Annotated in this window: 18 protein-coding genes and 4 pseudogenes; 12 read left to right on the forward strand and 10 right to left on the reverse strand. The window is 62.4% G+C overall.

The window, feature by feature from the left end; all coding sequences use genetic code 11:
* Nucleotides 1-2: 2 nt before the first annotated feature.
* From ubiH to gcvH, 6 genes and pseudogenes are all read left to right on the forward strand, one after another.
* The gene (gene ubiH / locus ACZZZP_RS00785) at nucleotides 3-1,211 is read left to right on the forward strand and encodes a 2-octaprenyl-6-methoxyphenyl hydroxylase (protein ID WP_463384547.1); all 1,209 of its coding nucleotides are present in this window, start codon (nucleotides 3-5) and stop codon (nucleotides 1,209-1,211) included.
* A 52-nt stretch (nucleotides 1,212-1,263) separates the two neighbouring features.
* The gene (locus ACZZZP_RS00790) at nucleotides 1,264-2,484 is read left to right on the forward strand and encodes a 2-octaprenyl-3-methyl-6-methoxy-1,4-benzoquinol hydroxylase (protein ID WP_463384783.1); all 1,221 of its coding nucleotides are present in this window, start codon (nucleotides 1,264-1,266) and stop codon (nucleotides 2,482-2,484) included.
* 145 nt (nucleotides 2,485-2,629) lie between these two features.
* A pseudogene (locus ACZZZP_RS00795) lies at nucleotides 2,630-3,588 on the forward strand (extracellular solute-binding protein).
* Between the two features lie 116 nt (nucleotides 3,589-3,704).
* Complete coding sequence (locus tag ACZZZP_RS00800; protein WP_463384548.1) at nucleotides 3,705-5,318, forward strand: ABC transporter permease; 1,614 nt, start codon at nucleotides 3,705-3,707, stop codon at nucleotides 5,316-5,318.
* Nucleotides 5,319-5,496: 178 nt separating this feature from the next.
* A complete protein-coding gene (gcvT, locus tag ACZZZP_RS00805) occupies nucleotides 5,497-6,579 on the forward strand; it encodes a glycine cleavage system aminomethyltransferase GcvT (protein ID WP_463384549.1) in 1,083 nt (360 codons plus the stop codon).
* 97 nt (nucleotides 6,580-6,676) lie between these two features.
* Nucleotides 6,677-7,066: a glycine cleavage system protein GcvH gene (gene gcvH / locus ACZZZP_RS00810; RefSeq protein WP_122497420.1), complete on the forward strand. Its 390-nt coding sequence runs from the start codon at nucleotides 6,677-6,679 to the stop codon at nucleotides 7,064-7,066.
* A 94-nt stretch (nucleotides 7,067-7,160) separates the two neighbouring features.
* Here the strand turns inward: gcvH and ACZZZP_RS00815 are convergent, their stop codons facing one another.
* The 6 genes from ACZZZP_RS00815 to ACZZZP_RS00840 all read right to left on the reverse strand — a co-directional run bounded on the left by ACZZZP_RS00815 (nucleotide 7,161) and on the right by ACZZZP_RS00840 (nucleotide 12,703).
* Complete coding sequence (locus ACZZZP_RS00815) at nucleotides 7,161-7,385, reverse strand: hypothetical protein (RefSeq protein ID WP_463384550.1); 225 nt, start codon at nucleotides 7,383-7,385, stop codon at nucleotides 7,161-7,163.
* Between the two features lie 92 nt (nucleotides 7,386-7,477).
* On the reverse strand, nucleotides 7,478-7,798 hold the full coding sequence (locus ACZZZP_RS00820; protein WP_463384551.1) for a DUF2388 domain-containing protein: 321 nt from the start codon (nucleotides 7,796-7,798) through the stop codon (nucleotides 7,478-7,480).
* Between the two features lie 104 nt (nucleotides 7,799-7,902).
* Nucleotides 7,903-8,352: an NfeD family protein gene (locus tag ACZZZP_RS00825; protein WP_463384552.1), complete on the reverse strand. Its 450-nt coding sequence runs from the start codon at nucleotides 8,350-8,352 to the stop codon at nucleotides 7,903-7,905.
* Nucleotides 8,353-8,365: 13 nt separating this feature from the next.
* Nucleotides 8,366-9,292, reverse strand: coding sequence for an SPFH domain-containing protein (locus tag ACZZZP_RS00830; protein WP_122449711.1), 927 nt, complete (start codon nucleotides 9,290-9,292; stop codon nucleotides 8,366-8,368).
* Between the two features lie 41 nt (nucleotides 9,293-9,333).
* On the reverse strand, nucleotides 9,334-11,118 hold the full coding sequence (gene tfpB, locus ACZZZP_RS00835; RefSeq protein WP_122497404.1) for a type IV pilus assembly ATPase TfpB: 1,785 nt from the start codon (nucleotides 11,116-11,118) through the stop codon (nucleotides 9,334-9,336).
* 214 nt (nucleotides 11,119-11,332) lie between these two features.
* Nucleotides 11,333-12,703 carry a CYTH domain-containing protein gene (locus ACZZZP_RS00840; RefSeq protein ID WP_463384553.1) on the reverse strand — a complete coding sequence of 457 codons (1,371 nt, stop codon included), beginning with the start codon at nucleotides 12,701-12,703 and terminating at the stop codon, nucleotides 11,333-11,335.
* Nucleotides 12,704-12,887: 184 nt separating this feature from the next.
* Between ACZZZP_RS00840 and argE the strand changes: the two genes are divergently transcribed.
* Together argE and argA are read left to right on the forward strand one after the other, a co-directional pair.
* Nucleotides 12,888-14,051 carry an acetylornithine deacetylase gene (gene argE / locus ACZZZP_RS00845; RefSeq protein ID WP_463536194.1) on the forward strand — a complete coding sequence of 388 codons (1,164 nt, stop codon included), beginning with the start codon at nucleotides 12,888-12,890 and terminating at the stop codon, nucleotides 14,049-14,051.
* Nucleotides 14,052-14,154: 103 nt separating this feature from the next.
* The gene (gene argA, locus ACZZZP_RS00850) at nucleotides 14,155-15,453 is read left to right on the forward strand and encodes an amino-acid N-acetyltransferase (RefSeq protein WP_463384554.1); all 1,299 of its coding nucleotides are present in this window, start codon (nucleotides 14,155-14,157) and stop codon (nucleotides 15,451-15,453) included.
* Between the two features lie 453 nt (nucleotides 15,454-15,906).
* Here argA and rmf read toward each other — a convergent pair whose 3' ends face one another.
* The 4 genes and pseudogenes from rmf to ACZZZP_RS00870 form a co-directional block, all read right to left on the reverse strand.
* Nucleotides 15,907-16,119: a ribosome modulation factor gene (gene rmf, locus ACZZZP_RS00855; RefSeq protein ID WP_122497397.1), complete on the reverse strand. Its 213-nt coding sequence runs from the start codon at nucleotides 16,117-16,119 to the stop codon at nucleotides 15,907-15,909.
* Between the two features lie 109 nt (nucleotides 16,120-16,228).
* Entirely contained in the window at nucleotides 16,229-17,812 is a 1,584-nt protein-coding gene (gshA, locus tag ACZZZP_RS00860; RefSeq protein WP_463384555.1) for a glutamate--cysteine ligase, read from the reverse strand.
* 171 nt (nucleotides 17,813-17,983) lie between these two features.
* Nucleotides 17,984-18,388 carry a PaaI family thioesterase gene (locus ACZZZP_RS00865; RefSeq protein WP_463384556.1) on the reverse strand — a complete coding sequence of 135 codons (405 nt, stop codon included), beginning with the start codon at nucleotides 18,386-18,388 and terminating at the stop codon, nucleotides 17,984-17,986.
* Nucleotides 18,389-18,392: 4 nt separating this feature from the next.
* Nucleotides 18,393-20,705, reverse strand: a pseudogene (locus ACZZZP_RS00870) (Tex family protein).
* 163 nt (nucleotides 20,706-20,868) lie between these two features.
* Here ACZZZP_RS00870 and ompR point away from each other — a divergent pair.
* The 4 genes and pseudogenes from ompR to ACZZZP_RS00890 all read left to right on the forward strand — a co-directional run.
* Nucleotides 20,869-21,599 (forward strand): annotated as a pseudogene (gene ompR, locus ACZZZP_RS00875) (osmolarity response regulator transcription factor OmpR).
* Between the two features lie 157 nt (nucleotides 21,600-21,756).
* Entirely contained in the window at nucleotides 21,757-23,070 is a 1,314-nt protein-coding gene (locus ACZZZP_RS00880; protein ID WP_122497387.1) for an ATP-binding protein, read from the forward strand.
* 195 nt (nucleotides 23,071-23,265) lie between these two features.
* Entirely contained in the window at nucleotides 23,266-25,248 is a 1,983-nt protein-coding gene (locus tag ACZZZP_RS00885; protein ID WP_463536195.1) for a PAS domain S-box protein, read from the forward strand.
* A pseudogene (locus tag ACZZZP_RS00890) lies at nucleotides 25,196-25,879 on the forward strand (PAS domain S-box protein); the annotation flags it as partial. The gene ACZZZP_RS00885 and the pseudogene ACZZZP_RS00890, both read left to right, overlap by 53 nt.
* Nucleotides 25,880-25,890: the final 11 nt, after the last annotated feature.

A 25,890-nucleotide genomic window follows, 5' to 3' on the forward strand; every position in this document is an offset into this window, starting at 1 on the left:
CGATGACTGGCGGCCGCGCCCAACTCGCAATAATCGGTGGCGGCCTGGTGGGCGCCAGCCTGGCGCTGGCCCTGCAAGCCGGCGCCAAGGCGCGCGGGTGGTCCATTGTGCTGATCGAGCCGTTCGCCCCCGGCGACACCTATCAACCGAGTTACGACGCCCGTTCTACGGCGTTGTCCTACGGCACCCAGCAAATCTACCAACGCCTCGGCATCTGGCCGAAAGTGGCCGAACGCGCCGAGGCCATCCGGCACATTCACGTCTCCGACCGCGGGCGCTTCGCCGCCGCACGATTGAGCGCGGAAGAAGAGGGTGTTCCGGCGCTGGGTTATGTGGCGGAAAACGCCTGGCTCGGCCATTGCCTCTGGCAAGCGCTGGATCCAGATGTGGTGAGCTGGCGCTGCCCGGCCGAAGTGGTGGCCATGCAAGCGGTTGATCTCGAAGAAGGCCGCAGCGGTTATCGCCTGACCCTGAACGATGACACCTTATTGGACTGCGACCTCGCCGTGCTGGCCGACGGCGGCCGTTCCCGCTTGCGCGAGCAGTTGGGCATCACCGTCAAAACCACCAACTATGAGCAAAACGCGCTGATCGCCAACGTCAGCATCAGCCAGCCCCATGGCGGTCAGGCGTTCGAGCGTTTCACCGACGAAGGCCCCATGGCCTTGCTGCCGCTTTCGGACAACCGCAGCGCCCTGGTCTGGACCCGCCCTGGCGACGATGCTCAGCGCTTGTTGGCTCTGGACGACCGGGCGTTTCTCGCCGAGCTGCAAACCACCTTTGGCTACCGACTCGGCGCGTTGCGTAAAGTCGGTGCGCGGCATGTTTACCCGTTGGCGCTGGTCGAAGCGCAGGAACAAGTGCGCCCGCATCTGGTCATTCTTGGCAACGCCGCGCACAGCCTGCACCCCATCGCCGGTCAGGGTTACAACCTGGCGTTGCGTGACGTACAAGCACTGGCTGAGGTGCTGCTCGCCGGGCCGTCAATACCGGGCGACTTCGCCTCGTTGCAGCAGTACTACACCCGGCAGCAACTGGACCAAAGCCTGACCGTCGGCTTTTCCGACCGCGTTACGCGCCTGTTCAGTACCGCCGAACCGCTGCTGGCCACCGGCCGCAATCTGGGCCTGTTGGGCCTCGACATGCTGCCGCCCGCCAAGCGTTGGTTTGCCCGGCAAGCCATGGGCATTGGCACTCGCAGCAACGGTTGACTCTTTTTTCTGGCGGCCAATAGCCGCCCACGCATAGGCCCACAGCATGGAAATGCGAGCAGATTTGGTAATAGTCGGGGCCGGTATGGTCGGCAGTGCGCTGGGTTTGGCGCTGCAACATAGCGGTCTGGATATTCTGTTGATCGATGGCAGTCCCCTGAGCGTTAAGCCTTTCGACCACACCGCCGCGTTCGAGCCTCGCGTCAGCGCGTTGTCCATGGCCAGCCAGCGCATTCTTGAGCGCGTCGGCGCCTGGTCCGGGATCGAAGCCCGGCGCAGCAGCCCTTACGGTGACATGCAGGTGTGGGACGGTTCCGGAACGGGCCAGATCCATTTCTCCGCAGCCAGCGTGCACGCCGACGTGCTTGGCCATATCGTCGAAAACCGCGTGATTCAGGATGCGTTGCTTGAGTGCCTGCACGATGCCGATATTGGCTTGCTGGCCGATGCCCGCCTCGAACAACTGCGCCATTCCGGCGACGATTGGCTGCTCACCCTGGCCGACGGACGCACGGTGCGCACGCCGCTGGTTATCGCTGCTGACGGCGCCAATTCGGCGGTACGGCGGCTGGCCGGTTGCGCCACCCGAGAATGGAATTACCTGCACCATGCCATCGTCACCAGCGTGCGCTGCAGCCAGCCGCACCAACGCACCGCCTGGCAACGCTTCACCGATGACGGCCCGTTGGCCTTCTTGCCGCTGGCCCGTGACGGCGCGGCTGAGGAGTGGTGCTCCATCGTCTGGTCGACCACGCCGGCACAAGCCGAACGCTTGATGGCGTTGGACGACGAAGCCTTCCGAACTGAACTTGGCAAAGCCTTCGAATGGCGCTTGGGCGAGGTGCTGGAAGTTGATCCGCGTCTGTGCATTCCGCTGCGCCAGCGTCACGCCAAGCGATACGTGGAGCCCGGCTTGGCGCTGATCGGCGATGCCGCGCACACGATCCACCCGCTGGCGGGACAGGGCGTCAACCTCGGCTTTCTCGACGCCGCCGTGCTGGCCGAAGTGCTGCTGCATGCGGTTGAGCGTGGCGAAAGCCTGGCGGACACGCGCGTGCTCAGCCGTTTCGAGCGCCGGCGCATGCCGCATAACCTGGCGATGATGGCGGCAATGGAAGGCTTCCAGCGCTTGTTCCAAGCCGATCCGCTGCCCCTGCGCTGGCTGCGCAATAGCGGCTTGAATCTGGTGGACGGCTTAGCCGAAGGCAAAGCGCTGTTCGTGCGCCAGGCGCTGGGCTTGTCGGGTGACCTTCCGGCGTTAGCCAAGGCTTGAGGCGGCTGAGCGGCGCATCGCAACATTCCGACACACGTCGATCGCCGGTCGCCAACTGAGGTTAACTATCATTTGCGACCTTCTGGTTTTTACGAGGACGTTGTCCGTGCAGATTCGCCGCACCTGTTTTTCCCTGCTGGTACTGATGGCCGCAGCGACCGCGCAAGCCGCCGACGAAGTGGTGGTGTATTCCTCCCGTATCGATGAACTGATCAAACCGGTCTTCGACGCGTACACCGCCAAAACCGGTGTGAAGGTCAAGTTCATCACCGACAAGGAAGCGCCGCTGATGCAGCGCATCAAGGCCGAAGGGAGCAACGCAACCGCCGACCTGCTGCTCACTGTCGACGCCGGCAACCTCTGGCAAGCCGAGAATATGGGCATTTTGCAGCCCTTCGACTCGCCGGTTATCGACGCCAATATTCCCAGCCAATATCGTTCTTCCACCGACAGCTGGACCGGCCTGTCGCTGCGCGCGCGCACCATCGCCTACGCCACCGACCGGGTGAAGCCCGAAGAGCTTTCCACCTACGAAGCGCTGGCGGGCAAAGAGTGGGAAGGGCGTTTGTGCCTGCGCACGGCGAAAAAGGTCTACAACCAATCGCTGACCGCCACGCTGATCGAAACCCATGGCGCGGCCAAAACCGAAGAGATTCTCAAGGGCTGGGTGAACAACCTGTCCACCGACGTGTTCTCCGATGACATCGCCGTGCTGCAAGCCATCAATGCCGGGCAGTGCGATGTCGGCATCGTCAACACCTACTACTACGGCCGCCTGCACAAGCAAGACCCGAGTCTGGCCGTGAAGCTGTTCTGGCCGAACCAGGGCGACCGTGGCGTGCACGTCAATTTGTCCGGCATTGGCCTGACCCAGCACGCGCCGCACCCGGCTGCCGCCAAGGCGCTGGTTGAGTGGATGACGGCCCCGAAGCGCAGGCGATTTTTGCCGGTGTGAACCAGGAATACCCGGCCAATCCCAGCGTGAAACCGTCGGATGAAGTGGCGAGTTGGGGAGCGTTCAAGGCCGATACCATTCCAGTTGAGGTCGCGGGAAAGCGCCAGGCCGAAGCCATTAAGTTGATGGACCGCGCTGGCTGGTATTAACAGCATCGCGGCTAAAGCCGCTCCTACAGGGTTTGCGTCGTCTGTAGGAGCGGCTTTAGCCGCGATCCCTGCAAACGTATAGTTGCGCCCTTACTCCATTCCAACCAGGCTCACCCGTGGTTCACCAACGTCGCTGGTACCTCATCTCTTTCGCCATCGCCGCGCTGGTGTTGTTGCCGCTCTCCGTTCTGCTGCTCTCCTGGCAAACCATTGACCACGAAATCTGGGCCCACCTCTGGGATACCCAGATGCCACGCCTGCTCGGCAACACGCTGGTGCTGGTCATCGGCGTTGGCGTTGGCGTCACGCTGCTCGGCGTGAGTCTGGCCTGGCTCACCAGCCTGTGTGAGTTCCCCGGTCGGCGCTGGCTCGACTGGGCGCTGATGCTACCGTTTGCCATTCCCGCTTACGTCCTGGCCTTTGTGTTCGTCGGCTTGCTGGATTTCGCCGGGCCGCTGCAAACGCTGTTGCGCGAGTGGTTCGGCACAGGTGTGCGCTTGCCGCGGGTGCGCTCCACCGGTGGCGTGATTGTGGTGCTGGTGCTGGTTTTCTACCCCTATGTTTACCTGCTCGCGCGCAGCGCGTTTCTGGCTCAGGGCAAAGGGCTGATGGAGGCCGCGCGCATCCTCGGGCAAACGCCGTGGCAAGCGTTCTGGCGGGTGGCGATGCCTGTGGCGCGGCCGGCCATTGGCGCAGGCATCGCCTTGGCGTTGATGGAAACCCTGGCGGATTTCGGCGCCGTGTCGGTGTTCAATTTCGACACCTTCACCACCGCCATCTACAAAACCTGGTACGGCTTTTACAGCCTGGCCAGCGCGACGCAGCTCGCCAGCCTGTTGCTACTGGCGGTAATGCTGGTGGTGTACGGCGAACGCCGCGCCCGGGGCGCTAGCCGTCCGGCCAGTGAACGGCCGCGCGGGTATGCGCTTTATCACCTGCGCGGCTGGAAAGCCTTGGCGGCCAGCAGTTGGTGTGGCGTGGTATTCGCCTGCGCGTTTGTGGTGCCGCTGTTGCAGTTGATGGTGTGGTGCTGGCAGCGCGGGCGCTTCGACCTCGACGAGCGCTACATCGGCCTGATTCTCCACACGCTCTACTTGGGCGCCATCGCTGCGGCGGTGACGGTTGCGGTGGCGATGCTGCTGGTGTTTGCCCGCCGCCTGGTGCCGACGCGGCCGATCCGCAGCGCCGTGAGCCTGGCCAATCTCGGTTACGCCTTGCCCGGCTCGGTGCTCGCCGTGTCGATCATGCTGGTGTTCAGCTACCTGGACCGCGCGTGGGTGGTGCCGTTGTCGGCCTGGCTGGGCGGTGCCGGTAAACCGTTGCTTTTGGGCAGTTTGTCGGCGCTGGTACTGGCCTATCTCATCCGCTTTATTACCGTGGCGTACGGGCCGCTCGAAGGCGCACTGGCGCGCATTCGTCCGTCGCTGCCAGAAGCGTCTCGCAGCCTGGGCGTGTCCGGTTATGGATTGTTCTTCCGCGTTTACCTGCCGCTGCTGGTGCCGGGTGCGCTGAGCGCGGCGCTATTGGTATTTGTCGATGTGTTGAAAGAAATGCCCGCCACCTTGCTGATGCGCCCGTTCGGCTGGGACACCCTCGCCGTGCGTATTTTCGAGATGACCAGCGAGGGCGAATGGGCGCGTGCCGCATTGCCGGCGCTGACGCTGGTACTGGTCGGCCTGCTGCCCGTGATCGGCCTGATCCGTCGTTCGGCGCGACGCTTCGGGCATTGAACGCCTGGTCTGTAAGGCGTGTGTGCAGGCGGGAGTCTTGCGGCTACAATGCGCGCCATTCGGTGTAGGACGTCATCCAGACCGTCGTGTTGAAACCTCGTGCAAGTGCCTGTTTCCGTAGGCCCAGCCGCGTTTCACGCTTCGCCCGCACCTTCGCCAAGCCCGGAAGGAGAAACCCATGGGACAGCGCACGCCCCTCTATGATCTGCACCTTGCATTGGGTGCCAAGATGGTCGATTTCGGTGGTTGGGATATGCCACTGCACTACGGCTCGCAAGTTGAGGAGCACCATGAAGTGCGTCGCGACTGCGGCGTCTTCGATGTGTCGCACATGACGGTGGTCGACGTCAGCGGCGCCCAGGCCAAGGCCTATCTTCAGCACTTGCTGGCCAACGATGTCGAGCGCCTGCAAGACCTCGGTAAAGCCCTCTACAGCGCCATGCTCAACCATGAGGGCGGCGTGATCGACGACCTGATCGTCTACCTCACCGCTGACGGCTACCGCGTGGTGGTCAACGCCGCCACCCGCGACAAAGACATCGCCTGGATGCAAGCGCAAACCGCTGGCTTCGACGTGCAGCTCAACGAGCGCAGCGAACTGGCGATGTTGGCGATTCAAGGCCCCCACGCCCGCGCCAAGGTGGCGGAGCTGGTGTCTTCCAGCCGCGCCACGTTGATTGCCGACCTCAAACCGTTCCAGGGCTTCGCCGATGGCGAATGGTTTATCGCGCGCACCGGCTATACCGGTGAAGACGGCCTGGAAATTGTGTTGCCGGTCGAGGACGCGTCGAGCTTCTTCAACGAACTGGTCGGCGCCGGCATCGCCCCGATTGGCTTGGGTGCACGGGACACGCTGCGCCTGGAAGCGGGCATGAATCTCTATGGTCAGGACATGGACGAAAGCGTTTCGCCCCTGGCCGCCAACATGGCCTGGACCATCGCCTGGGAACCGACCACTCGCCAGTTCGTCGGCCGTGAGGCGTTGCAAGCCCAGCGCGACGCCGGCGACCAGCCCAAACTGGTGGGCCTGGTGCTTGAAGAACGTGGCGTGTTACGTGCTCATCAAGTGGTGCGGGTCGAAGGCGTTGGCGAGGGCGAAATCACCAGCGGCAGCTTTTCGCCTACGCTGGGGAAATCCATTGCCCTGGCGCGGGTTCCGGCGAGCACTGGCGAACGAGCCGAGGTGGAAATTCGCGGCAAGTGGTATCCCGTGCGGGTGGTTCGGCCTAATTTCGTGCGCCACGGCAAGGCGTTGATCTGATCGGTTGTGATGCAGTGCTACGCCAGTTTCGGCGACGCGCCACAACCTGCTAAATTTTCCAGGCGGACGTTCCGCCTCCCGACTTGAGGACCAAGACATGAGCAATATCCCCAGCGACCTGCGTTACGCCGCCAGCCACGAATGGGCCCGCCTTGAAGCCGATGGCAGCGTGACCGTGGGCATCTCCGACCACGCGCAGGAAGCGCTGGGCGACGTGGTATTCGTCGAGCTGCCGGAAGTCGGCAAGCAACTGGCCGCAGGCCAAGAAGCCGGTGTAGTGGAATCGGTTAAAGCCGCCTCCGACATCTACTCGCCGGTCAGTGGCACCGTCACCGCCGTTAACGACGCCCTGGCCGACGCGCCAGAAAGCGTGAATGGCGACCCCTACGGCACTTGGTTCTACAAGCTGCAGCCGAGCGATGTGAGCGAATTGGACAAGCTGCTCGATGCGGGCGCTTACCAAGCTGTCGCCGACGCTGACGCTTAAGCGATCCGCGCTATGCAAAAAGCCCCGACATGGTCGGGGCTTTTTTGTGTGTGGCTTATGTTGGGCTTCGCGTTGCTCAACCAATCCAAACGGCTTACTCGTCCTTGAGCTGAAGCCTTGACAGCAACCCAAGCAGCAACACGTTGAAGATGATCAGCAAGCCGCTGCTAAAGGCGCTCAGCAATTGCCAAACGGCGGTCGGCAGGTACGTCAAAATGTCGAGGCCGATCAGTGACACCAAACGGTCGGTGAACCAGATGGCGTTCACAGCAATGATCAGGATCAGAATGACCTTGAGGGTCGGGATGGGATTGCCCATGGCAACGGTCCTTGTCGATAGAAGTGAAGCGCGATGCTCGCATATTCACCGCGTCCGCAACCGGACGCGGTAGGCAATCCAGCCCTATCAGCTTACTGCGCGCTGCTTGCCGGTTCGGCAGTCAGAATGGCCTGGGCCAATTCGTCGTCCGAGGCTTTCAGGCCTGGGTGCTCAGCACGAACTTTCTGCAGTGCTGCTTCCAGGTACGGGCCACGGATGGCGCCGTTGCTGGCGATGTAGCTGCCGGCGTCTTCCTGGGCGTTAACGATCACTTTGTGGTCGTCGCGCGAGGTCAGATAAAACGAGCCGGTGGTGGCGCCAGATGACAGCACATTGCGCCAGAACGTGTCGGCCGTGGCCGAAGCAACCGGGACGATCAGCAACAAGGACGCAATAGCGAGTTTGCGGTGCATGGTGGTTCTCCTGCGATAACTGGCTGATAACGCGTGGGTGTGTGGAGCCTGAAGTTACGACTCCAAGCCCAACGCGCGAGTTCCAATTGCTTCGCAGGGCGCGTTCAGCCGCAGCCTTTTATTTTCAGCACCACGCCGTCCTGGCCGACTACTTCCACCGGTGTACCGACGGGCAAGTCGGGCCCGCTGACTAGCCACAGTGTGTCGCCTGCTTTGATCTTGCCGCGTCCCCCGACGATGGCCTCATGCAGCGCAAACGTACGGCCGAGAAATTCCTGGCCGCGTTGGTTCAAGCCCGATTGCTGTGAGGTTTTATTGCCGGCACGCAGCCGTTGCCACCAGAGCACGGCGGTGGCCAGCGAAAGCACGGCAAACAGCAGAAATTGCCACGGCCACGGCAAGGCCGGGAACAGGTAACTGATGACACCGACCGCCGCAGCGGCCATGCCCGTCCAGAGCAAATAACCGCCAGCGCCGAACACTTCCAGAATCAGCAGCAAGGTGCCCAGCGCGAGCCAGTCCCAGAAGGACAGGTGTTGTAGAAAATCCATCATCTGACGCGCGTCCTCAGGCCTTTTTATTGTTTTGATCAAACGTGGCTTTGACGATTTCGCCAATACCGCCGATCGCGCCGATCACCTGGCTCGCTTCCAGCGGCATCAGGATCACCTTGCTGTTGTTGGCCGAGGCCAGCTTGCCCAAGGCATCGACGTACTTTTGCGCAACGAAATAGTTGATGGCCTGCACGTTGCCGGTGGCGATGGCCTCGGATACCACTTGCGTGGCCCGCGCTTCCGCTTCGGCCTGACGCTCCCGCGCTTCAGACTCCAGAAACGCCGCCTGACGTTCGCCTTCGGCCTCAAGAATTTGCGCCTGTTTTTTCCCTTCGGCAGTAAGAATCGCCGCCGCGCGCAGGCCTTCGGCTTCCAGAATTTGCGCGCGCTTTACCCGCTCGGCTTTCATTTGCCCGGACATGGCGGCCATAAGGTCGGCGGGTGGGCTGATGTCTTTGATTTCGATGCGCGTGATCTTGATGCCCCATGGCGCCGTGGCTTCGTCAACGGTGCGCAGCAGCCGTTCGTTGATCACGTCGCGCTGGCCGAGCATGGCGTCCAGCTCCATGGAGCCCAGCACGGTGCGGATATTGGTTTGCAGCAGGTTGCGAATGGCGTGTTCGAGGTTGTTGACCTCGTAAGCCGCCTGGGCGGTGTTCACCACCTGGAAGAAGCACACGGCATCGATTTGTACGGTGGCGTTGTCGGAGGTGATGACTTCTTGCGGCGGAATATCCAGCACGTTTTCCATCACGTTGATGCGCCGCCCGATGCGGTCCATCACCGGCACGATAATGTTCAGGCCTGGGCGCAGCGTGTTGGTGTAGCGACCAAAGCGCTCCACCGTCCACTCGAAACCTTGCGGCACCACTTTGAAACCCATGAAAAGAATGGCGACCGCGAGGCCGACGAAAAGGAAAAGCACACTGCCGATTTGCATAACGGATCCTTGTTGTTGGGGGGGATGTTCCGCGTCGAACCTTACTTTTGTTCACTCTGCGGCGTCACCCGCAACACTTCCTCGATGGTGGTGAGCCCGGCCGCAACCTTCTGTGCGCCGGAGAGACGCAAACTGCGCATTCCCTCTTTAAACGCCTGGCGACGCAGCGACAGCAAATCGGTGTCGGCGCTGATAAAGGGTTTCAGGCTGTCGCTCAGTTGCATGATTTCGTACACGCCCGCACGGCCACGGTAGCCGGTGTCGCGGCATTCCAGACAACCGACGGCCTTGTGCGCCCCGGTGGGTAGCGGCGCGCTCCACGGGCGTGTCAGTGATTGCCAGTCTTCTTCACTGATCTCGACCGGCTCTTTGCAGTGCGGACACAGCGTTCGCACCAGGCGCTGTGCCATCACGCCCAGCAACGTGGCCTTGAGCAGGTAATACGGCACGCCCAATTCCAGCAAGCGCGTAATCGCGCTCGGCGCGTCGTTGGTGTGCAAGGTGGACAGCACCAAGTGGCCGGTGAGCGCGGCCTGGATGGCCATTTCGGCGGTTTCCAGGTCGCGAATCTCGCCGACCATGATGATGTCCGGGTCTTGCCGCATGAGCGCGCGCACGCCGCTGGCGAACGTGAGGTCGATGTTGTGCTGCACCTGCATCTGGTTGAAGGCCGGCTCGATCATCTCGATCGGGTCTTCGATGGTGCACAGGTTCACTTCGGAGGTGGCGAGCTTTTTCAGCGACGTATACAGCGTGGTGGTTTTGCCCGATCCGGTGGGGCCGGTGACCAGGATGATGCCGTTGGGTTGGCCGGTCATTTCCAGCCAGCGGCGCAAGTCATCCGGCGAAAAACCGAGTTGGTCGAAGTTCTTCAGCAGCACTTCCGGGTCGAAAATCCGCATCACCATCTTTTCGCCAAACGCGGTGGGCAGTGTCGACAGGCGCAACTCCACTTCGCCGCCGTCCGGGGTCTTGGTCTTCACCCGGCCGTCTTGCGGTTTGCGTTTTTCTGCCACGTTCATGCGGCCCAGGGTTTTCAGGCGGCTGACGATGGCCATGGTGACCTGGGGCGGAAATTGATAGACGTTGTGCAGCACGCCGTCGATGCGAAAGCGCACGGTGCCTTGCTCGCGGCGCGGCTCGATATGAATGTCGCTGGCGCGCTGCTGATAGGCGTACTGGAACAGCCAGTCGACGATATTGACGATGTGCGAGTCGTTGGCGTCCGGCTCCTGATCGCTGGCGCCGAGGTTGAGCAATTGTTCGAAGTTGCCAATGTTGGTGCTTTTGGTGTCGACAGCCGAGGCGCCGCTGACCGACTTGGCCAGGCGGAAAAACTCCACGGTGAAGCGCTGGATATCTGCCGGATTGGCCACCACGCGCTTGATCGGGCGCTTGAGCACGTGGGTCAGGTTGGCTTCCCAACTGGCCACAAACGGCTGGGCACTGGCGATGGTGACGGCTTCGTTATCCGCCGCCACGGCGAGAATTTTATGTCGCTGGGCGAAGGCATACGACATCAGCGGCGTGACCGCAGCCACGTTGATCTTCAGCGGGTCGATGCGCAAATACGGCTGGCCAGCGAGGGCGGCCAGCCAGATGGTCAAGCTTTCGAGGTCGAGCTTTTTGCCGGGGCGGGTGAGGTCGTCGACTTGCTGCGCGGCAATGAATTCGAGGGGATGCAGTTGCGTGTTGCTGGAGCTGCGGCGAATCGCCATTAACTGCTCGGCGGTGTCTTGGCCGACGCGGCCTTGGGCCACCAGCTCGCGCAGCAGATCATTGAGATCCAGCGTGCGATCCTGGGCCTGAGAAGCGAAGGCAGACATGCAAACTCCTGTTAAACGCGGTGCCGGAGTAGATCAAGAATAGTCGCAAGCATGCCCGAATGCGTGGGCTGGCGCCAAACCGAGTCCACAGGTTTTGCGCGCTATTGGCATTTGCAGGGAAGAGCCCCTCTCCCGCCCTTCGGGCACCCTCTCCCGCAAGCGGGCGAGGGGAACGGGTCGAGAGCGGTGGGGGGGCAGAATGTCGGAGGGGGCTTCAACCGCGCAGCAGGGTTTTCCACGCTTTGGTGGTGAGCACGGTCTGCGCTTGCTGGCTGCGCGCATCGAGGCAGTCGTCTTCGATGGGGCGGTGGGCGAGGTCGCGCAGTTTGTTCAGCTCGCCGTACAGGCGGTCCACTTCTGGCACTTCAACCAGCACCTGACGGGCCAGGCGCAGCCACACTTGAATGCGCTCGATACGCGGCAGTTGCTCAGCTAAATCTTCCGGCTGTTGCTGGTAACGACCCAATTGCAGACTGCGCGCTTCTTCGGCCAATAAGGTCGGCAGCCAGTTGCCCAGCGGCGCCGCGCCTTGGCGGTTGCCACGGTTGTTGCGCTCGGCAGTCCAGGCGTTGGTCATCAGCCATAGCGAGGTGTTGAGCGAGAATTGGCCCCAACGCGTGCCTTGCAGCTCGGCTTGGAACAGCGCCGGCGCGGCTTGACGGGCGTCATCGTCGCTCAAACCGGCGACCACACGCGGGCGCCAGTCGTTCAGCAAGGCGTCCAGACGCTCGCGCAGGTCATGGCTGCTGGTACGCGGCGCGGCCTGGCCCAGGCTGCTGAGCAGCGCGCGCAGGTCCACCAGGTTTTCCAGCCATTCCACCAGCAAACGCCAGTGGCCGTTGAAGCGGTATTGCTCAGCCAGGCGCTGGCTGCTGCCCAGCAGGTTCCAGGCCAGCGCGGCGAAAGCCGAGTCCAGCGGCTGCTCAACGGTCAGTTCAGGCTGCGGCAGGTTCAGCGAGTAGCTGCCGGCATCGAACAGGCGATAGCCGCGTTCGGCTTTGCTGATGTCGCATGGCATCAGCGCGACGTCGGCGGCCAGCTCGGCGGCCAGTTCCAGAAGCGCTTGCGGCTCGCCCTGGCGCAGCTCGAGTTCGAGCTCGCAAATTTCTTCTTCTTGCCCATCGGCGACTACTTTGCCGAGGTCCAGCGCCGCTTCTACCACGACCTTGGCCTTGCCACGGCCCCAGGCGATTTCGGCGCGTTGACGGGTGAAGTCGGTGGTGAAAATGACTTGCAGGGTCTTCTTGTCCAGCTCAGCCAGGGCGGCGGGCCAGCAGCTGTCGTCGAGTTTTTTCAGGTCGAGCTTGGGTTTGGTCAGGTACCAGTCGTACTCGTTGCGCTCAGACAAACCGGCCACGCTTTGGCCACGGGTTTTCAGGGTCTGAATAAATTGATCGCCATCACGGCGAATGCGCAGGGCGATGCGGGCCTTGGCCAGGTCGCGCTCGGGGGTATCGAAATATTGATTCAACAGTTCGCGCTGCTCCCAACCGGCTTTGTTGCGCTTTTTCAGCAGCGGGTGGTCGCGCAGGGCAGTGAGGGTTTCGCGGCTGACGCGGAGTTTGATTTCGGTTTCTTTCTGCATGGCCGGGGAATCCAAACGCGGTGAGCTTAAGAGAGCGCGCAGTGTACCGCACTGTGGGAGCGGCTTTAGCCGCGATGCCTGGAAACTTCGGTTTCAGGCCCGGCCAATCGCGGCTCAAGCCGCTCCCACAGTTTATTCCGTCGCTGTTATAGCCCTATGATGGGCCTCGCTTTGGAGACCCGGCATGCCATTACCGACTTTAAAAGAGCAATTCGCCGCGCTGATCGCCGCGCCTTCGGTGAGCTGTACGCAGCCGAGCCTGGACCTGTCGAACAAGGCGGTGATCGATCTGCTCAGCACCTGGCTGGGCGACCTCGGCTTTCGCTGCGACGTGCAGCAAGTCTCTCCCGGCAAATTCAACCTGCTCGCCAGCTTCGGTACCGGCCCTGGCGGCCTGGTGCTGGCCGGGCACAGCGATACCGTGCCGTTCGACGAAGCGCTGTGGAAAAGTGATCCGCTGAAGCTCACGGAGGTGGACGGCACCTGGGTCGGCCTGGGCGTGTGCGACATGAAGAGTTTTTTCGCGCTGGTCATCGAAGCGGTGCTGCCGCTACTCGCCCACCCGTTCAAGCAGCCATTGCTGGTGCTGGCCACCTGCGATGAAGAAAGCTCCATGGCCGGCGCCCGTGCCTTGGCCGCTGCTGGCCAGCCGCTCGGGCGGGCGGCGGTGATTGGCGAGCCGACAGGGCTGCGGCCGATTCGCTTGCACAAGGGCGTGATGATGGAGCGCATCGATATTCTCGGCCAGAGCGGCCACTCCTCCGACCCAAGCCTGGGCCACAGTGCCCTTGAAGCCATGCACGCGACCATGGCCGAGCTGATGACGCTGCGCCAGAAGTGGCAACGGCTGTACCGCAACGAGCAATTCAGCGTGCCGCAGCCGACCCTGAATTTCGGCTGCATCCATGGCGGCGACAACCCCAACCGTATCTGCGGCCAATGCTCATTGGAGTTCGACCTGCGGCCGTTGCCGGGCATGGATGCCGAACACCTGCGCGCTGCCATTCGCGAGAAGCTGCAACCGATTGCCGAGCGCCATCAGGTGAAAATCGACTTCGCCCCATTGTTTCCCCACGTGCCGGCCTTCGAACAAGCCGCCGATGCCGAGCTGGTGCGCGTGGCTGAGCGGCTGACCGGGCATCGCGCCGAGGCAGTGGCATTCGGCACCGAAGCACCTTATCTTCAGCAACTTGGTTGCGAGACCATTGTGCTCGGCCCCGGCGACATCAGTTGTGCGCACCAGCCGGGCGAATTCTTGGAATTGTCACGTTTGCAGCCCACCGTGAAAGTGCTGCGCGAACTGATCCAGCATTACTGCCTGACCCCCACCGCCCCGTTACCCCAATGACAAGGAGCACCCGCGTGTTGCAGCCCCGATTCCGACGATAAAGCTGACTGAACCGCTGTACCTGCACTGGCTTTCTCATCACGAATAAAAGGCTCTTCGCGCTATGCCCGAATACGTCAATTGGCTTCGCCACGCTTCGCCCTATATCAACGCTCACCGGGACCGGACCTTTGTGGTCATGCTGCCCGGCGACGGCGTTGCGCACATTAACTTCGGCAACATCGTTCACGACCTGGTGTTGCTGCACAGCCTGGGCGTGCGCCTGGTGCTGGTGCATGGCTCGCGCCCGCAAATTGAAGCGCGCCTGGCAGCCCGAGGCCTGACCCCGCATTACCACCGCGACATGCGCATCACCGACGGCCCCACGCTGGAATGCGTGATCGACGCCGTTGGCCAGCTGCGTATCGCCATCGAAGCGCGTTTGTCGATGGACATGGCCGCCTCGCCCATGCAGGGCTCGCGCCTGCGCGTGTCCGGCGGCAACTTCGTCACGGCGCGGCCTATTGGCGTGGTTGAAGGCGTGGACTACCACCACACTGGCGAAGTGCGGCGGGTCGACCGCAAAGGCATTGGCCGCTTGCTCGACGAGCGCTCCATCGTGCTGCTGTCGCCGCTGGGCTATTCGCCCACCGGCGAGATTTTCAACCTCGCCTGCGAAGACGTGGCCATGCGCGCCGCCATCGACCTGGGCGCCGACAAACTCATTCTGTTCGGCAATGAACAAGGCCTGATGGACGACGCTGGCAAGCTGGTGCGTGAACTGCGCCCGCAGCAAGTGCCGACCCATTTGCAGCGCCTGGGCAACAGCTACCAGGCCGAGCTTCTGGATGCGGCGGCTCAAGCGTGCCGGGGCGGTGTGAAGCGTGCCCATATCGTCAGCTACAGCGAAGACGGCTCGCTGCTCACCGAACTGTTCACCCGCGACGGCGGCGGCACGCTGGTTGACCAGGAGCAGTTCGAGCAACTGCGTGAAGCGAGCATTGAAGACGTCGGCGGCCTGATCGACCTGATCAGCCCGCTGGAAGAGCAGGGCATTCTGGTGCGCCGTTCGCGCGAGGTACTGGAGCGCGAGATTGAGCAATTCACCATCGTCGAGCGCGACGGCTTGATCATCGCCTGTGCCGCGCTGTATCAGATCGCCGATTCGGACAGTGGCGAGTTAGCGTGCTTGGCGGTCAACCCCGAATACCGCCATGGCGGACGCGGCGACGAACTGCTCGAACGCATCGAAGAGCGGGCACGGGCGCAGGGATTGAAAACCTTGTTCGTGCTCACAACCCGCACCGCCCATTGGTTTCGCGAGCGCGGCTTTGAGCCAAGTGGTGTAGAGCGCCTGCCAGCGGCGAGGGCTTCGCTTTATAACTATCAGCGTAATTCGCAGATATTTGAGAAGCAGCTGTAAGGCCATATTCGGCGATTGCCGATTTCGCGTTTCACTTGTAGGAGCCAGCTTGCTGGCGAAGATTTTTCGCCAGCAAGCTGGCTCCTACAAGTGAGCGTTGATGAGGCGAATACCGGATGCCGCTCTCCCGCAAGTGGGCGAGGGGAGAAAGGCCGAGCGCGGTGGTGAAATTTCCCCTCGCCCGCATGCGGGAGAGGGTGCCCGAAGGGCGGGAGAGGGGCTTTAGATAGGGCGGACCGAATAAAGCCCGGCCCTCACCCCCGGCCCCTCTCCCACAAGTGGGCGAGGGGTGAAAGCCGAGCGCGGTGGTGAAATTTCCCCTCGCCCGCTTGCGGGAGAGGGTGCCCGAAGGGCGGGAGAGGGGCTTTAGAAGGGCTGATCGAGTAAAGCCCGGCCCCTCACCCCCGGCCCCTCTCCCACAAGTGGGCGAGGGGTGAAAGGCATTTGAATTTGTCAGGCCGTCTTCTGCACAAGCAGCTGATACTGCTCTTCCCCATCATCCCAACCCGCTTCCCAGGCAGCTGCCAATACATCGGCGGCGTGGGGTTGGTTGGTGATCGGGTTGCCAGTTAAACCGGCCATGTAGCCCTGTTGGTAGGCCTTGTTCAGGCTTTCCAGGCTCCATTGCGGTTCGTCTTCCTTGGGAATGGCCTCGGGCGGCGCCATGGGTGAACTCACGTTGGGGAACTGGGCTAATGCTAGCCGTGCCCGGCCAGGAGCGACTGACCGTCGGTCCCGGCTTTTACCCCGCTGGCTTTTTTTGTGACGGTATCGACTAAACCGCCAGGGCCAGAATACTGGCCTGGTAAGCGGCCACGAACGTGTCGAAATCACCGCTCTGTTCGGCTTCCGTTGCGGCCTGATCGGCCAGCGACTGCTGCACCGATTGCTCAAACGCTGCGCGTTGTTCATCGCTCAGCGGCTTGCTGCGGAAGTACTCGGCGTGGGCCTGGCTCTGGCGGAACGAGAACTGCGCAAACGTTTCGTTGTTGGCCTTGAGGCTCGCCAGTACCTGCGCCGAGGGCGTCAGGGCCGGGTCGGCAACTTTCGCGCGCTGGGCTTCAAGCGCCTGAACATGCAAGTCGCTGCCATGGCTTTGGTCGAGCAAAACGCTGATCTGGCCGATCTGGTCCAGCAGATCGCTGGCCCAGTCTTGCAGGCTGATGGTTTGGCCGTTGCGGCACAGTTGCAGGCCCGGCTTGCGGCCTTCTTTCACCACGGTCAGGAAGTTGTCGGTACAGCCGCTGCACTCGCCGCCGCCCAATTCCGGGCTGTGTTGCAGGGCGCAGAACAGCACGAAGGCGTCGATGAAGCGCGCGCTGGTCAGGTCGATGCCCATGGGCAGGAACGGGTTGATGTCCAGGCAGCGCACTTCCACGTATTGCACGCCGCGCGCCATCAACGCCTGAATCGGACGCTCGCCGCTGTAGGTCACGCGCTTGGGGCGGATGTTCGAGTAGTACTCGTTTTCGATCTGCAGGATGTTGGTGTTCAGCTGCTGCCATTCGCCGTCTTTCTTGGTGCCCGCTTCGGCATAAGCCGGGTAAGGCGTCGACACCGCCTGGCGCAGGCTGTCGGTGTAGCTGGCCAGGTCGTTGTAGCACGGAGTAAGGCCGGCCTGGGCGCTGCTCTGGTAGCCCAGGTCGCTCATGCGCAGGCTGGTGGCGTAAGGCAGGTAGAGGCTGTCGGCGTCCAGCTGCTCGAGCTTGTGCGGCCGGCCGCGCAGGAAGCCCGCGTCCAGAGCCGGCGAGGCGCCGAACAGGTACATGAGCAGCCAGCTGTAGCGGCGGAAGTTACGGATCAGGGCGATGTAACGCTCTGACTGGTAGTCGCGCAGGCTTTGCGTGTCGTCTTCAGCCACTTGCAGCACCGGCCACAGCGCTTCGGGCAGGGAGAAGTTGTAATGGATGCCGGCGATGCACTGCATGGTCTTGCCGTACCGCAGCGCCAAGCCTTTGCGGTACACGTATTTCAGTCGGCCAATGTTCGAGTTGCCGTAGCGGGCAATCGGAATCACCTCTTCTTCCGGCAGCGGACACGGCATCGACGGGCTCCACAGGTACTCATTGTCGAGCTTGCTGTAGGCGAAGCGATGGATCTGTTCCAGATCATCCAGCGTGACGGCCGGGTCGGTTTCAGCCGGGGTGATGAACTCCAGCAGCGACTCGGAATAGTCCGTGGTGATTTGCGGATGGGTGAGCGCCGAGCCCAGCGCGATGGGGTGCGGCGTCAGGGCGAGTTGGCCCTGGCTGTCGACACGCAAGCATTCGCGCTCGATCCCGTGCAGGCACTGGGTAAGCAAATTCAGGTGGGCGGGATTGCTGAGCAGTGCCAAGCGGCGGGAGAGGAGGTCGCTCAATTTTGTGTTCCTTCGCGTCAGTCGGCCCTATATGGGGGCTAGATCAACGGTCTGCAAGGGCAATGGGAAACAACTGGCGTGGTCGCCTGGTTTACGCAATTTCGCAACAGATTACCCGCACCGCCGGCGGAACTCACCTAGCCGCTATCAGCCGGTCGTTGAGCGGGGCGTTTACAGGCAGGCGAACGTCGCTTGGGCTTTGGCCACCAACTTGTCGCCTTGATGCACCTCGGCTTCGATCACTTGCGTGCGCCGACCAGCGTGCACCACCCACGCGCGGCAGAGGATGTCGCCCTCGTCTACTGGGCGGATGTAGTTGATCTTGCTCTCCAGCGTCACCGTGCCCGGCCCGCCAACCACGCTGTGGCTGGCTTGGCCCATGGCCGTGTCGATCAACGAGAACAGCGCGCCGCCGTGCAGCTTGCCGTGCAGGTTGCGCAGGCCGTCGTGCATGCTCAGGCGAATGATCGCCTCGCCGCCGTCGGCCTTGAGAATGTGTAAACCCAGCAAGCGGGCAAAAGCGCTTGTGCTGCCGATTTCTTCGGCGTTGGAAGGTGTGTCCGCTGGCTGGGTCATGGTGTTACTTCCGTAGTTGCTTGGCGTTGGCGAACAGCGACGCCATGGCGTTGTTGCTTGGCGCCGGCTGTGTGGTCGGTTGCGCCTGCGGGCGAGGCTTGCCGCCGCCACGTTTGTCGCCGCCGCGCGGGCCGTCGATTTTCTCGCCCGGGGTGTCGCCCATGCGCATGGACAAGGCGATGCGGTTACGCGGAATGTCCACTTCCATCACCTTGACCTTCACCACGTCGCCGGCCTTCACCGCTTCGCGCGGGTCTTTGACGAATTTCTCCGACAGCGCCGAGATATGCACCAGACCGTCCTGGTGCACGCCGATGTCCACGAACGCGCCGAAGTTGGTGACGTTGGTCACCACGCCTTCGAGGATCATGCCCAACTGCAAGTCTTGCAGGGTTTCCAACGCCGTCTTGGAATTCAGCGGTTTTGAACTCCGGACGCGGGTCACGGCCCGGCTTTTCGAGCTCGGCAAGAATGTCGCTGACGGTCACCAGACCAAAGGTTTCGTCGGTGAACTTCTTCGGGTCCAGGCGCTTGAGGAAGCCGGCATCGCCAATCAGCGAGCGCAGATCGCGGCCGGTGTCGGCGGCAATGCGTTCCACCAGCGGGTACGTTTCCGGGTGCACGGCGGAAGCGTCGAGCGGGTTGTCGCCGTTCATTACGCGCAGGAAACCGGCCGCTTGCTCGAAGGTTTTATCGCCGAGGCGCGGCACCTTTTTCAGCGCATCGCGGGTTTTGAACGCGCCGTGGGCATCACGGTGGTTAACGATGTTTTGCGCCAGCGTAGTGTTCAGCCCGGAGATACGCGCCAGCAGCGGCACCGAGGCGGTGTTGACGTCCACGCCCACGGCGTTCACGCAGTCTTCCACCACGGCGTCGAGGCTGCGCGCCAGTTTCAGCTGCGACACGTCGTGCTGGTATTGGCCTACGCCGATGGATTTCGGGTCGATTTTCACCAGCTCGGCCAGCGGGTCTTGCAGGCGACGGGCAATCGACACGGCGCCGCGAATCGAGACGTCAAGATCGGGGAATTCTTTGGCGGCCAGTTCAGAGGCGGAATACACCGAAGCGCCGGCTTCGCTGACCATGATTTTGGTCATTTTCAGCTCGGGCAGTTTTTTGATCAGTTCGGCGGCCAGTTTGTCGCTCTCGCGGCTGGCGGTGCCGTTGCCGATGGAGATCAGGTCGACGCGGTGTTTGATGCACAGCGCGCCGAGGATGGCCAAGGTCTGGTCCCACTGCTTTTGCGGCACGTGGGGGTACACGGTGGCGTATTCCAGCAGCTTGCCGGTGGCATCGACCACGGCAATTTTGCAGCCGGTGCGCAGGCCCGGGTCCAGGCCCAGGTGGCGCGCGGGCCTGCCGGTGCGGCCAACAGCAGGTCGTGCAGGTTGTGGGCGAATACGTTGATCGCCTCGGTTTCCGCACCGTCGCGCAGCTCGCCGAGCAGGTCGGTTTCCAGATGGGTGTAGAGCTTGACCTTCCAGGTCCAGCGCACCACTTCGCCGAGCCATTTGTCGGCGGCGCGGTTTTCGTTACGAATGCTGAAATGCTCGCCGATCATGCCTTCGCACGGGTGCAGGGCGCCGGGCGTCTCGTCGCCAACTTTCAATGCGGAGCTCGAAATGCCTTCGTTGCGGCCACGGAAAATGGCCAGCGCGCGGTGCGACGGCATGCTTTTCAGCGGCTCGTCGTGTTCGAAGTAGTCGCGGAATTTCGCCCCTTCTTCCTCTTTGCCGGCGACGACGCGGGCGCTGAGGATGGCTTCGTGCTTGAGGAAGCTGCGCAGTTTGTCGAGCAGCTTGGCGTCTTCGGCGAAGCGCTCCATGAGGATGTACTTGGCACCTTCGAGCACGGCTTTTACATCGGCGAAGCCTTTCTCTGCGTCAACGAAACGGGCGGCTTCGGTTTCAGGTGTCAGCGTTGGGTCGTTGAACAGGCCGTCGGCCAACTCGCCGATGCCGGCTTCCAGGGCGATCTGCCCTTTGGTGCGGCGCTTCTGCTTATAAGGCAGGTACAGGTCTTCGAGGCGGGTTTTGGTGTCGGCGAGGTTGATCTCGCGGGTCAGCTCCGGGGTGAGCTTGCCTTGTTCTTCAATGCTGGCCAGGATGCTGGCGCGGCGCTCGTCGAGTTCGCGCAGGTAGCGCAGGCGCTCTTCGAGGTTGCGCAGTTGGGTGTCATCAAGGCTGCCGGTGACTTCTTTACGGTAACGGGCGATAAAGGGAACCGTGGAACCTTCATCCAGCAAAGCGACTGCAGCGGCGACTTGCTGCGGGCGAACACCCAGTTCCTGGGCGATACGGTTGTTGATGCTATCCATTAATAAAAGACCCACTTTAATAAGACGAGCTGACATGAAAACGTGAAGGGCCGGCATTATACCCAGGCCCTTTTGTTGCAACCGGGAAAAATCTGCTAACGAATGGTGCGCAACTGCTGCGCGGTCTCTGCGCCATAATGCGCGACGATTTGAAGGAGCACCTATGAGCAATACGGCCCCGCTGGAAGGCGAAAAATCCTGATCGTCGATGACGATCCCGGTCTGCGACGCCTGTTGGAACGTTTCCTGGAAGAGCAAGGCTACCGCGTTCGGGCGGTGGAAAATGTGGAGCAGATGGACCGTCTGCTCTCGCGCGAACTCTTCCAGCTGTTGGTTCTGGACCTGATGCTCCCCGGCGAAGACGGCCTTTCGGCTTGCAAACGCTTGCGCGAAGCCAACAACCAGATGCCGATCATCATGCTCACCGCCAAAGGCGATGAGAGCAGCCGAATTCAAGGCCTCGAACAGGGCGCCGACGACTACTTGGCCAAACCCTTCAACCCTCGCGAATTGCTTGCACGCATCAAAGCTGTGCTGCGCCGCCAGACCGTTTCCGTTCCTGGCGCGCCGGGTAGCGAAGACGAAACCGTGACCTTCGGCGACTACGAACTGTTCCTCGCCACCCGCGAACTCAAACGCGGCGAAGAAGTACACATGCTCACCACCGGCGAGTTCGCCGTGCTCAAAGCTTTGGTGCAGCACGCTCGCGAACCGCTGACCCGCGACAAACTGATGAACCTGGCTCGCGGCCGCGAGTGGGATGCGCTGGAGCGTTCCATCGACGTACAAATTTCCCGCCTGCGCCGGTTGATCGAGCCGGACCCGTCCAAGCCACGGTATATCCAGACCGTGTGGGGCGTGGGTTATGTGTTTGTGCCGGATGGTAATAAGTAAGTCGTTTGAGACCCGTCATTCCGCCGGTGCGGAATGCAGGAGCGGTGATCGTCAGATGAACGCCGCTATCCTGCGCAATTCTGGATTCCCGCCTTCGCGGGAATGACGGTGTTAAGGCTTTAACTCTCTTCGATGAGTCTGGAACCCGCAGTCCCCCATGAAAACCCCCGTCTGGTTCCCCCAAAGCTTCTTCGCCCGCACCCTGTGGTTGGTGTTGGTCGTGGTGCTGTTTTCCAAAGCGCTGACCCTGGTTTATCTGATGATGAACGAGGACGTGCTGGTGGACCGCCAGTACAGCCATGGCGCCGCCCTGACGCTGCGCGCCTATTGGGCGACCGAGGAAGACAAACGCGCCGTTATCGAAAAAGCCGCCGGCCTGCGCTGGACCTCCGACGCTGAAGAGCCGCCCGGCGAGCAGCATTGGCCGTACACCGGCATCTTCCAGCGGCAAATGCGCATGGAGCTGGGGCCGGATACTGAAGTGCGGCTGCGCATTCATCAGCCGTCGGCGCTGTGGGTGCGGGCGCCGGCGTTGGGCGATGGGTGGGTGGAAGTGCCGCTGTACCCGCATCCGCTGCGCGGGCAGAAAATCTGGGGCGTGCTGGGCTGGTTTCTGGCCATCGGCGTGCTGTCGACGGCAGCGGCGTGGATCTTCGTGCGTCAACTCAACCAGCCGCTGCAACGCTTGGTATCGGCGACGCGCCAGTTGGGGCAGGGCCGAAGCGTACGCTTGCCGATCAGCGACACGCCGAGCGAAATGACCGAGGTCTACAGCGCCTTCAACCAGATGGCCGATGGCCTGGAGCAAGCCGCCCGCGAGCGTGAGCTGATGCTGGCTGGCGTTTCCCACGATTTGCGTACGCCGCTGACGCGCTTGCGTTTGGGCCTGGAGTTGCTTAACAGCGACACCGAGCTGGTCGAAGACATGGTGCGCGACATCGAAGACATGGACGCCATCCTCGACCAGTTCCTGGCCTTTATCCGCGACGGTCGCGACGAGCGCCTGGAAGAGGTGGACCTGGCCGATCTGGTCGCCGACGCCGTGGCGCCGTTCAACCACGACAAAGAAAACGTGCGTCTGTGCCTTGAGCCCGTGCCGCCGTTTCCGCTGCGTCGGGTGTCGATGAAGCGATTGCTTAATAACCTGATCGAAAATGCCCTGCACCACGGCGGCAATGCTGTGGAAGTGGCGGCGTATGTGTCGGGCGATAGCAGCGCGCCGTATGTGGTGCTCAGCGTGCTCGACCGGGGCAACGGTATTGATCCGGCCGAACTGGGCGACATCTTCAACCCCTTCATCCGTGGCGACCGCGCCCGTGGCGGCAAAGGCACCGGCCTGGGCCTGGCCATCGTCAAACGCATCGCCGCCCAGCACGGCGGCAGCGTAGAGCTGCGCAACCGCTCGGGTGGCGGGCTGGAGGCGCGGGTGTGTTTGCCCCTGGGTTTGCTGCTGCCGCGCGACGCGGTGTAACACCGACGCGGCCTGCCCTGTAGGAGCCAGCTTGCTGGCGAACCCTGCAAACCACGGCGGCCAGACCTCCGTGCGCACGGTTCGCGACCAAGGTCGCTCCTACACGACTATCGGACGTAGCGGTACTGGCAAAACAGCACCACGCCTTTCGTGGCGCTGTTCTATGCTATGGCAGCGTCTTGTCCCGAGGTCCGCATGCCGGCTGTTTTCAATCATCCCCCGAAGTGGACCTGGTGGCTGCCGCTGCCACTGTTACACCTGGCGACCTGGTGTTCGCTCTCGACCCAATTCACCCCGGGTTTGGCGCTTTGGTATCTGCCGTTTGCCCTTGGCCTGGCGTTCACCTACTGGTGGGGCCCGCGGGTGCTGCTGGCGGTTTACATCAACTCCGCCGTCAGTGCGCCGCTGTGGGGCGTGGCGTGGCAATGGGGGCCGGTGTTTGGTCTGCCCGAGGTGCTCGCCGTCGCCTGCGGCTGGTGGTTGCTGAGCCGGCGCCCCTTCGATTTCGCCTTGCCCGACCTCAGTCATGTCATTCGCTATTTGCTGCTGGGCGTTCTGGTGCCGGTGTCACTGCTTGCGCTGCTCAAACAGGCGGCCTTGTTTGTCTGCTTCCACGCGCCGAAAACCGACTGGGCGATGGACAGCCTGAACATGTGGCTGGCCGACAGCTTCAGCACGCTGGTTATCGTCACGCCAATGCTCAGTTACCTCACGCTGTACCTGCGCCGGCTCGGCTGGGTGGCGCCGTTCGGCACGGGCAGCGATCACCGCGTGGAACTGCTGGCCGAACCGCTGCGCCGGTCGCCGCCCTGGTGGCTGCTGGTGAGTCTGATGTTCGGCTTGCCGTTACTGCTCGACGATTTTGCCGACTCCCCTGCAACTGCCTTTGCTCGGCGTGGTGATGCTCAGCCTGGCCATGCTCTGGGGTTATCCCGGCGCTTTGTGCGGCGCGATCATGAGCAGCTTGGTGGTGCTCGCCCTGCCGCTGCTGCAAGAGCGCCCCGTTCCCGCCGCCCTGTTGAACGCGCCGCTCACCGAGTGCATCTGAGCGTGCTGCTGTTGATGGTCGCCACCTTGTTGATCGGCCGCAGCCTGAGCGACTTGCGCCTGGCCCTCAGCCGCAGCGCCCATATGCAGCAGCAACTGGCCCTGGCCAACCTGGCACTGGAAGCCAGCCCGTTGGGCATCACCATCGCCGATGCGCGCCAACCCGATTTTCCGATGATCTACTGCAACCCCATGTTCGAGCGCATCACCGGCTACAGCAGCAGTGAAGCGTTAGGACAAAACTGCCGGTTCCTGCAAGGCACAGACCGTAATCAGGCCGACCTTCACCGCGTGCGCGCTGCGCTGCAACGCGGCGAGGCCACGCAGGTGACGCTGCGCAACTACCGCAAAAACGGCACGCTGTTTTGGAACGAAATCACCCTGTCGCCGTTGCGCGACGACCAGGGCATCAGCCATTACATCTCCCTGCAAAACGACGTGACCTCGCGCGAGCGCCTGGCCAGCGAGGTGTCGGCACGCCGCGAAGAACTGCTGCGCCAAACCCATCTGCTGTCGCAAACCGAAGCCATCGCCGACATCGGCGGCTGGGTGCTCGAAGTGCCGGGCCTGGACATGTTCTGGAGCGAAGGCTGCTTTCGCCTCTATGAACTCGACCCCACCGGCGCCACGCCGAACTTCGACCAAGCCATCAGCTACCTCGACAAAGAAGGCCAGGCGATCGCGCGGCGCACAGTCGCCGACACCCTCAGCGATGGCCGATCGTTCGATGTGGAAGTGCGGCTGATAACCGCCAAAGGAAACTCGCGGTTCTTGCGCGTGATGGGCCTGGCGGAAATGGACGAAGGCCAGGTGATCCGCATCTATGGCGCCATTCAGGACATCTCCGCCCGCAAGCTCACCGAACAACAGCTGCGCGAACGGGACGAATGGCTGCGCCTGTTCTTCGAAGCGCCGCTGATCGGCATGGCCATGATCAGCCCGCAAGGCATGTGGCTGGAGGTCAACAGCAAGCTTTGCCAGATACTCGGGCGCGGGCGCGATTACCTGCGCAACTGCAGGTTGGGCGCAAATCACCCACAGCGACGATTTGCTTATCGAGCAACCGCTGTTCGAAAGCGTGGCCCTGGGCGAGCGCGACGATTACGAATTGGAAAAACGCTTCCTGCGTGAAGACGGCAGCGTGATTTACACCCGCCTGAGCCTGCGTGCGGTGCGTGATCCACAAGGGCAACTGGAAGCCTGCCTGGCGCTGATTGAAGACATCACCGCCCGCTACGAAGCCGAAGCCCGCTACCGCACATTGGTTGAGCACGCGCCGGAAGCCATCTTGCTGTTCACCGAAGACGGCGGCCTGGTTGATGTAAACGAAAACGCCGAGCGCCTGTTCAAGCTCAGCCGCAACGAGTTGATTGGCCGTCGTCCCGTAGAACTGAGCCCGGCCCGCCAGGCCGATGGGCGCCTATCGGTACAAGCGGGCAATGGCTACACCACGGCAGCGCTGGAAGGCGCGGCGCCGGTATTCGAGTGGTTGCACCGCGACAGCGCCGGGCGCCAATTGCCATGCGAGGTGCGCTTGGTGCGCATGCCCGGCGAGCAGAAACTGATACGTGCCAGCGTCACCGATATTTCCGAACGCCAGCGTTATCAGCGGGAAATCGAACGCTTGGCATACAGCGACGAGCTGACCGGCTTGCCCAACCGCCGCTTGCTGCTCGACCGTCTGCAACACGCCATGACCCGCGAGATTCGCGACAGCTCGTTTGGCGCGCTGCTGTTTATCGACCTCGACCACTTTAAAACCGTCAACGACAG

It is taken from the genome of Pseudomonas sp. AC211 (assembly GCF_979258055.1).

What these genes read in the sequence shown, in the direction of transcription:
- ACZZZP_RS00825 (WP_463384552.1), bottom strand. Translation starts at nt 8,352, where the DNA reads ATGATGGATTTTCTACAACACCTGTCCTTCTGGGACTGGCTCGCGCTG.
- argE (WP_463536194.1), top strand. Translation starts at nt 12,888, where the DNA reads ATGCCATTACCGACTTTAAAAGAGCAATTCGCCGCGCTGATCGCCGCG.
- gcvT (WP_463384549.1), top strand. Translation starts at nt 5,497, where the DNA reads ATGGGACAGCGCACGCCCCTCTATGATCTGCACCTTGCATTGGGTGCC.
- ACZZZP_RS00790 (WP_463384783.1), top strand. Translation starts at nt 1,264, where the DNA reads ATGCGAGCAGATTTGGTAATAGTCGGGGCCGGTATGGTCGGCAGTGCG.
- argA (WP_463384554.1), top strand. Translation starts at nt 14,155, where the DNA reads ATGCCCGAATACGTCAATTGGCTTCGCCACGCTTCGCCCTATATCAAC.
- ACZZZP_RS00865 (WP_463384556.1), bottom strand. Translation starts at nt 18,388, where the DNA reads ATGACCCAGCCAGCGGACACACCTTCCAACGCCGAAGAAATCGGCAGC.
- rmf (WP_122497397.1), bottom strand. Translation starts at nt 16,119, where the DNA reads ATGGCGCCGCCCGAGGCCATTCCCAAGGAAGACGAACCGCAATGGAGC.
- tfpB (WP_122497404.1), bottom strand. Translation starts at nt 11,118, where the DNA reads ATGTCTGCCTTCGCTTCTCAGGCCCAGGATCGCACGCTGGATCTCAAT.
- ACZZZP_RS00840 (WP_463384553.1), bottom strand. Translation starts at nt 12,703, where the DNA reads ATGCAGAAAGAAACCGAAATCAAACTCCGCGTCAGCCGCGAAACCCTC.
- ACZZZP_RS00820 (WP_463384551.1), bottom strand. Translation starts at nt 7,798, where the DNA reads ATGCACCGCAAACTCGCTATTGCGTCCTTGTTGCTGATCGTCCCGGTT.
- ACZZZP_RS00830 (WP_122449711.1), bottom strand. Translation starts at nt 9,292, where the DNA reads ATGCAAATCGGCAGTGTGCTTTTCCTTTTCGTCGGCCTCGCGGTCGCC.
- ACZZZP_RS00815 (WP_463384550.1), bottom strand. Translation starts at nt 7,385, where the DNA reads ATGGGCAATCCCATCCCGACCCTCAAGGTCATTCTGATCCTGATCATT.
- ubiH (WP_463384547.1), top strand. Translation starts at nt 3, where the DNA reads ATGACTGGCGGCCGCGCCCAACTCGCAATAATCGGTGGCGGCCTGGTG.
- gcvH (WP_122497420.1), top strand. Translation starts at nt 6,677, where the DNA reads ATGAGCAATATCCCCAGCGACCTGCGTTACGCCGCCAGCCACGAATGG.
- ACZZZP_RS00880 (WP_122497387.1), top strand. Translation starts at nt 21,757, where the DNA reads ATGAAAACCCCCGTCTGGTTCCCCCAAAGCTTCTTCGCCCGCACCCTG.
- ACZZZP_RS00885 (WP_463536195.1), top strand. Translation starts at nt 23,266, where the DNA reads ATGCCGGCTGTTTTCAATCATCCCCCGAAGTGGACCTGGTGGCTGCCG.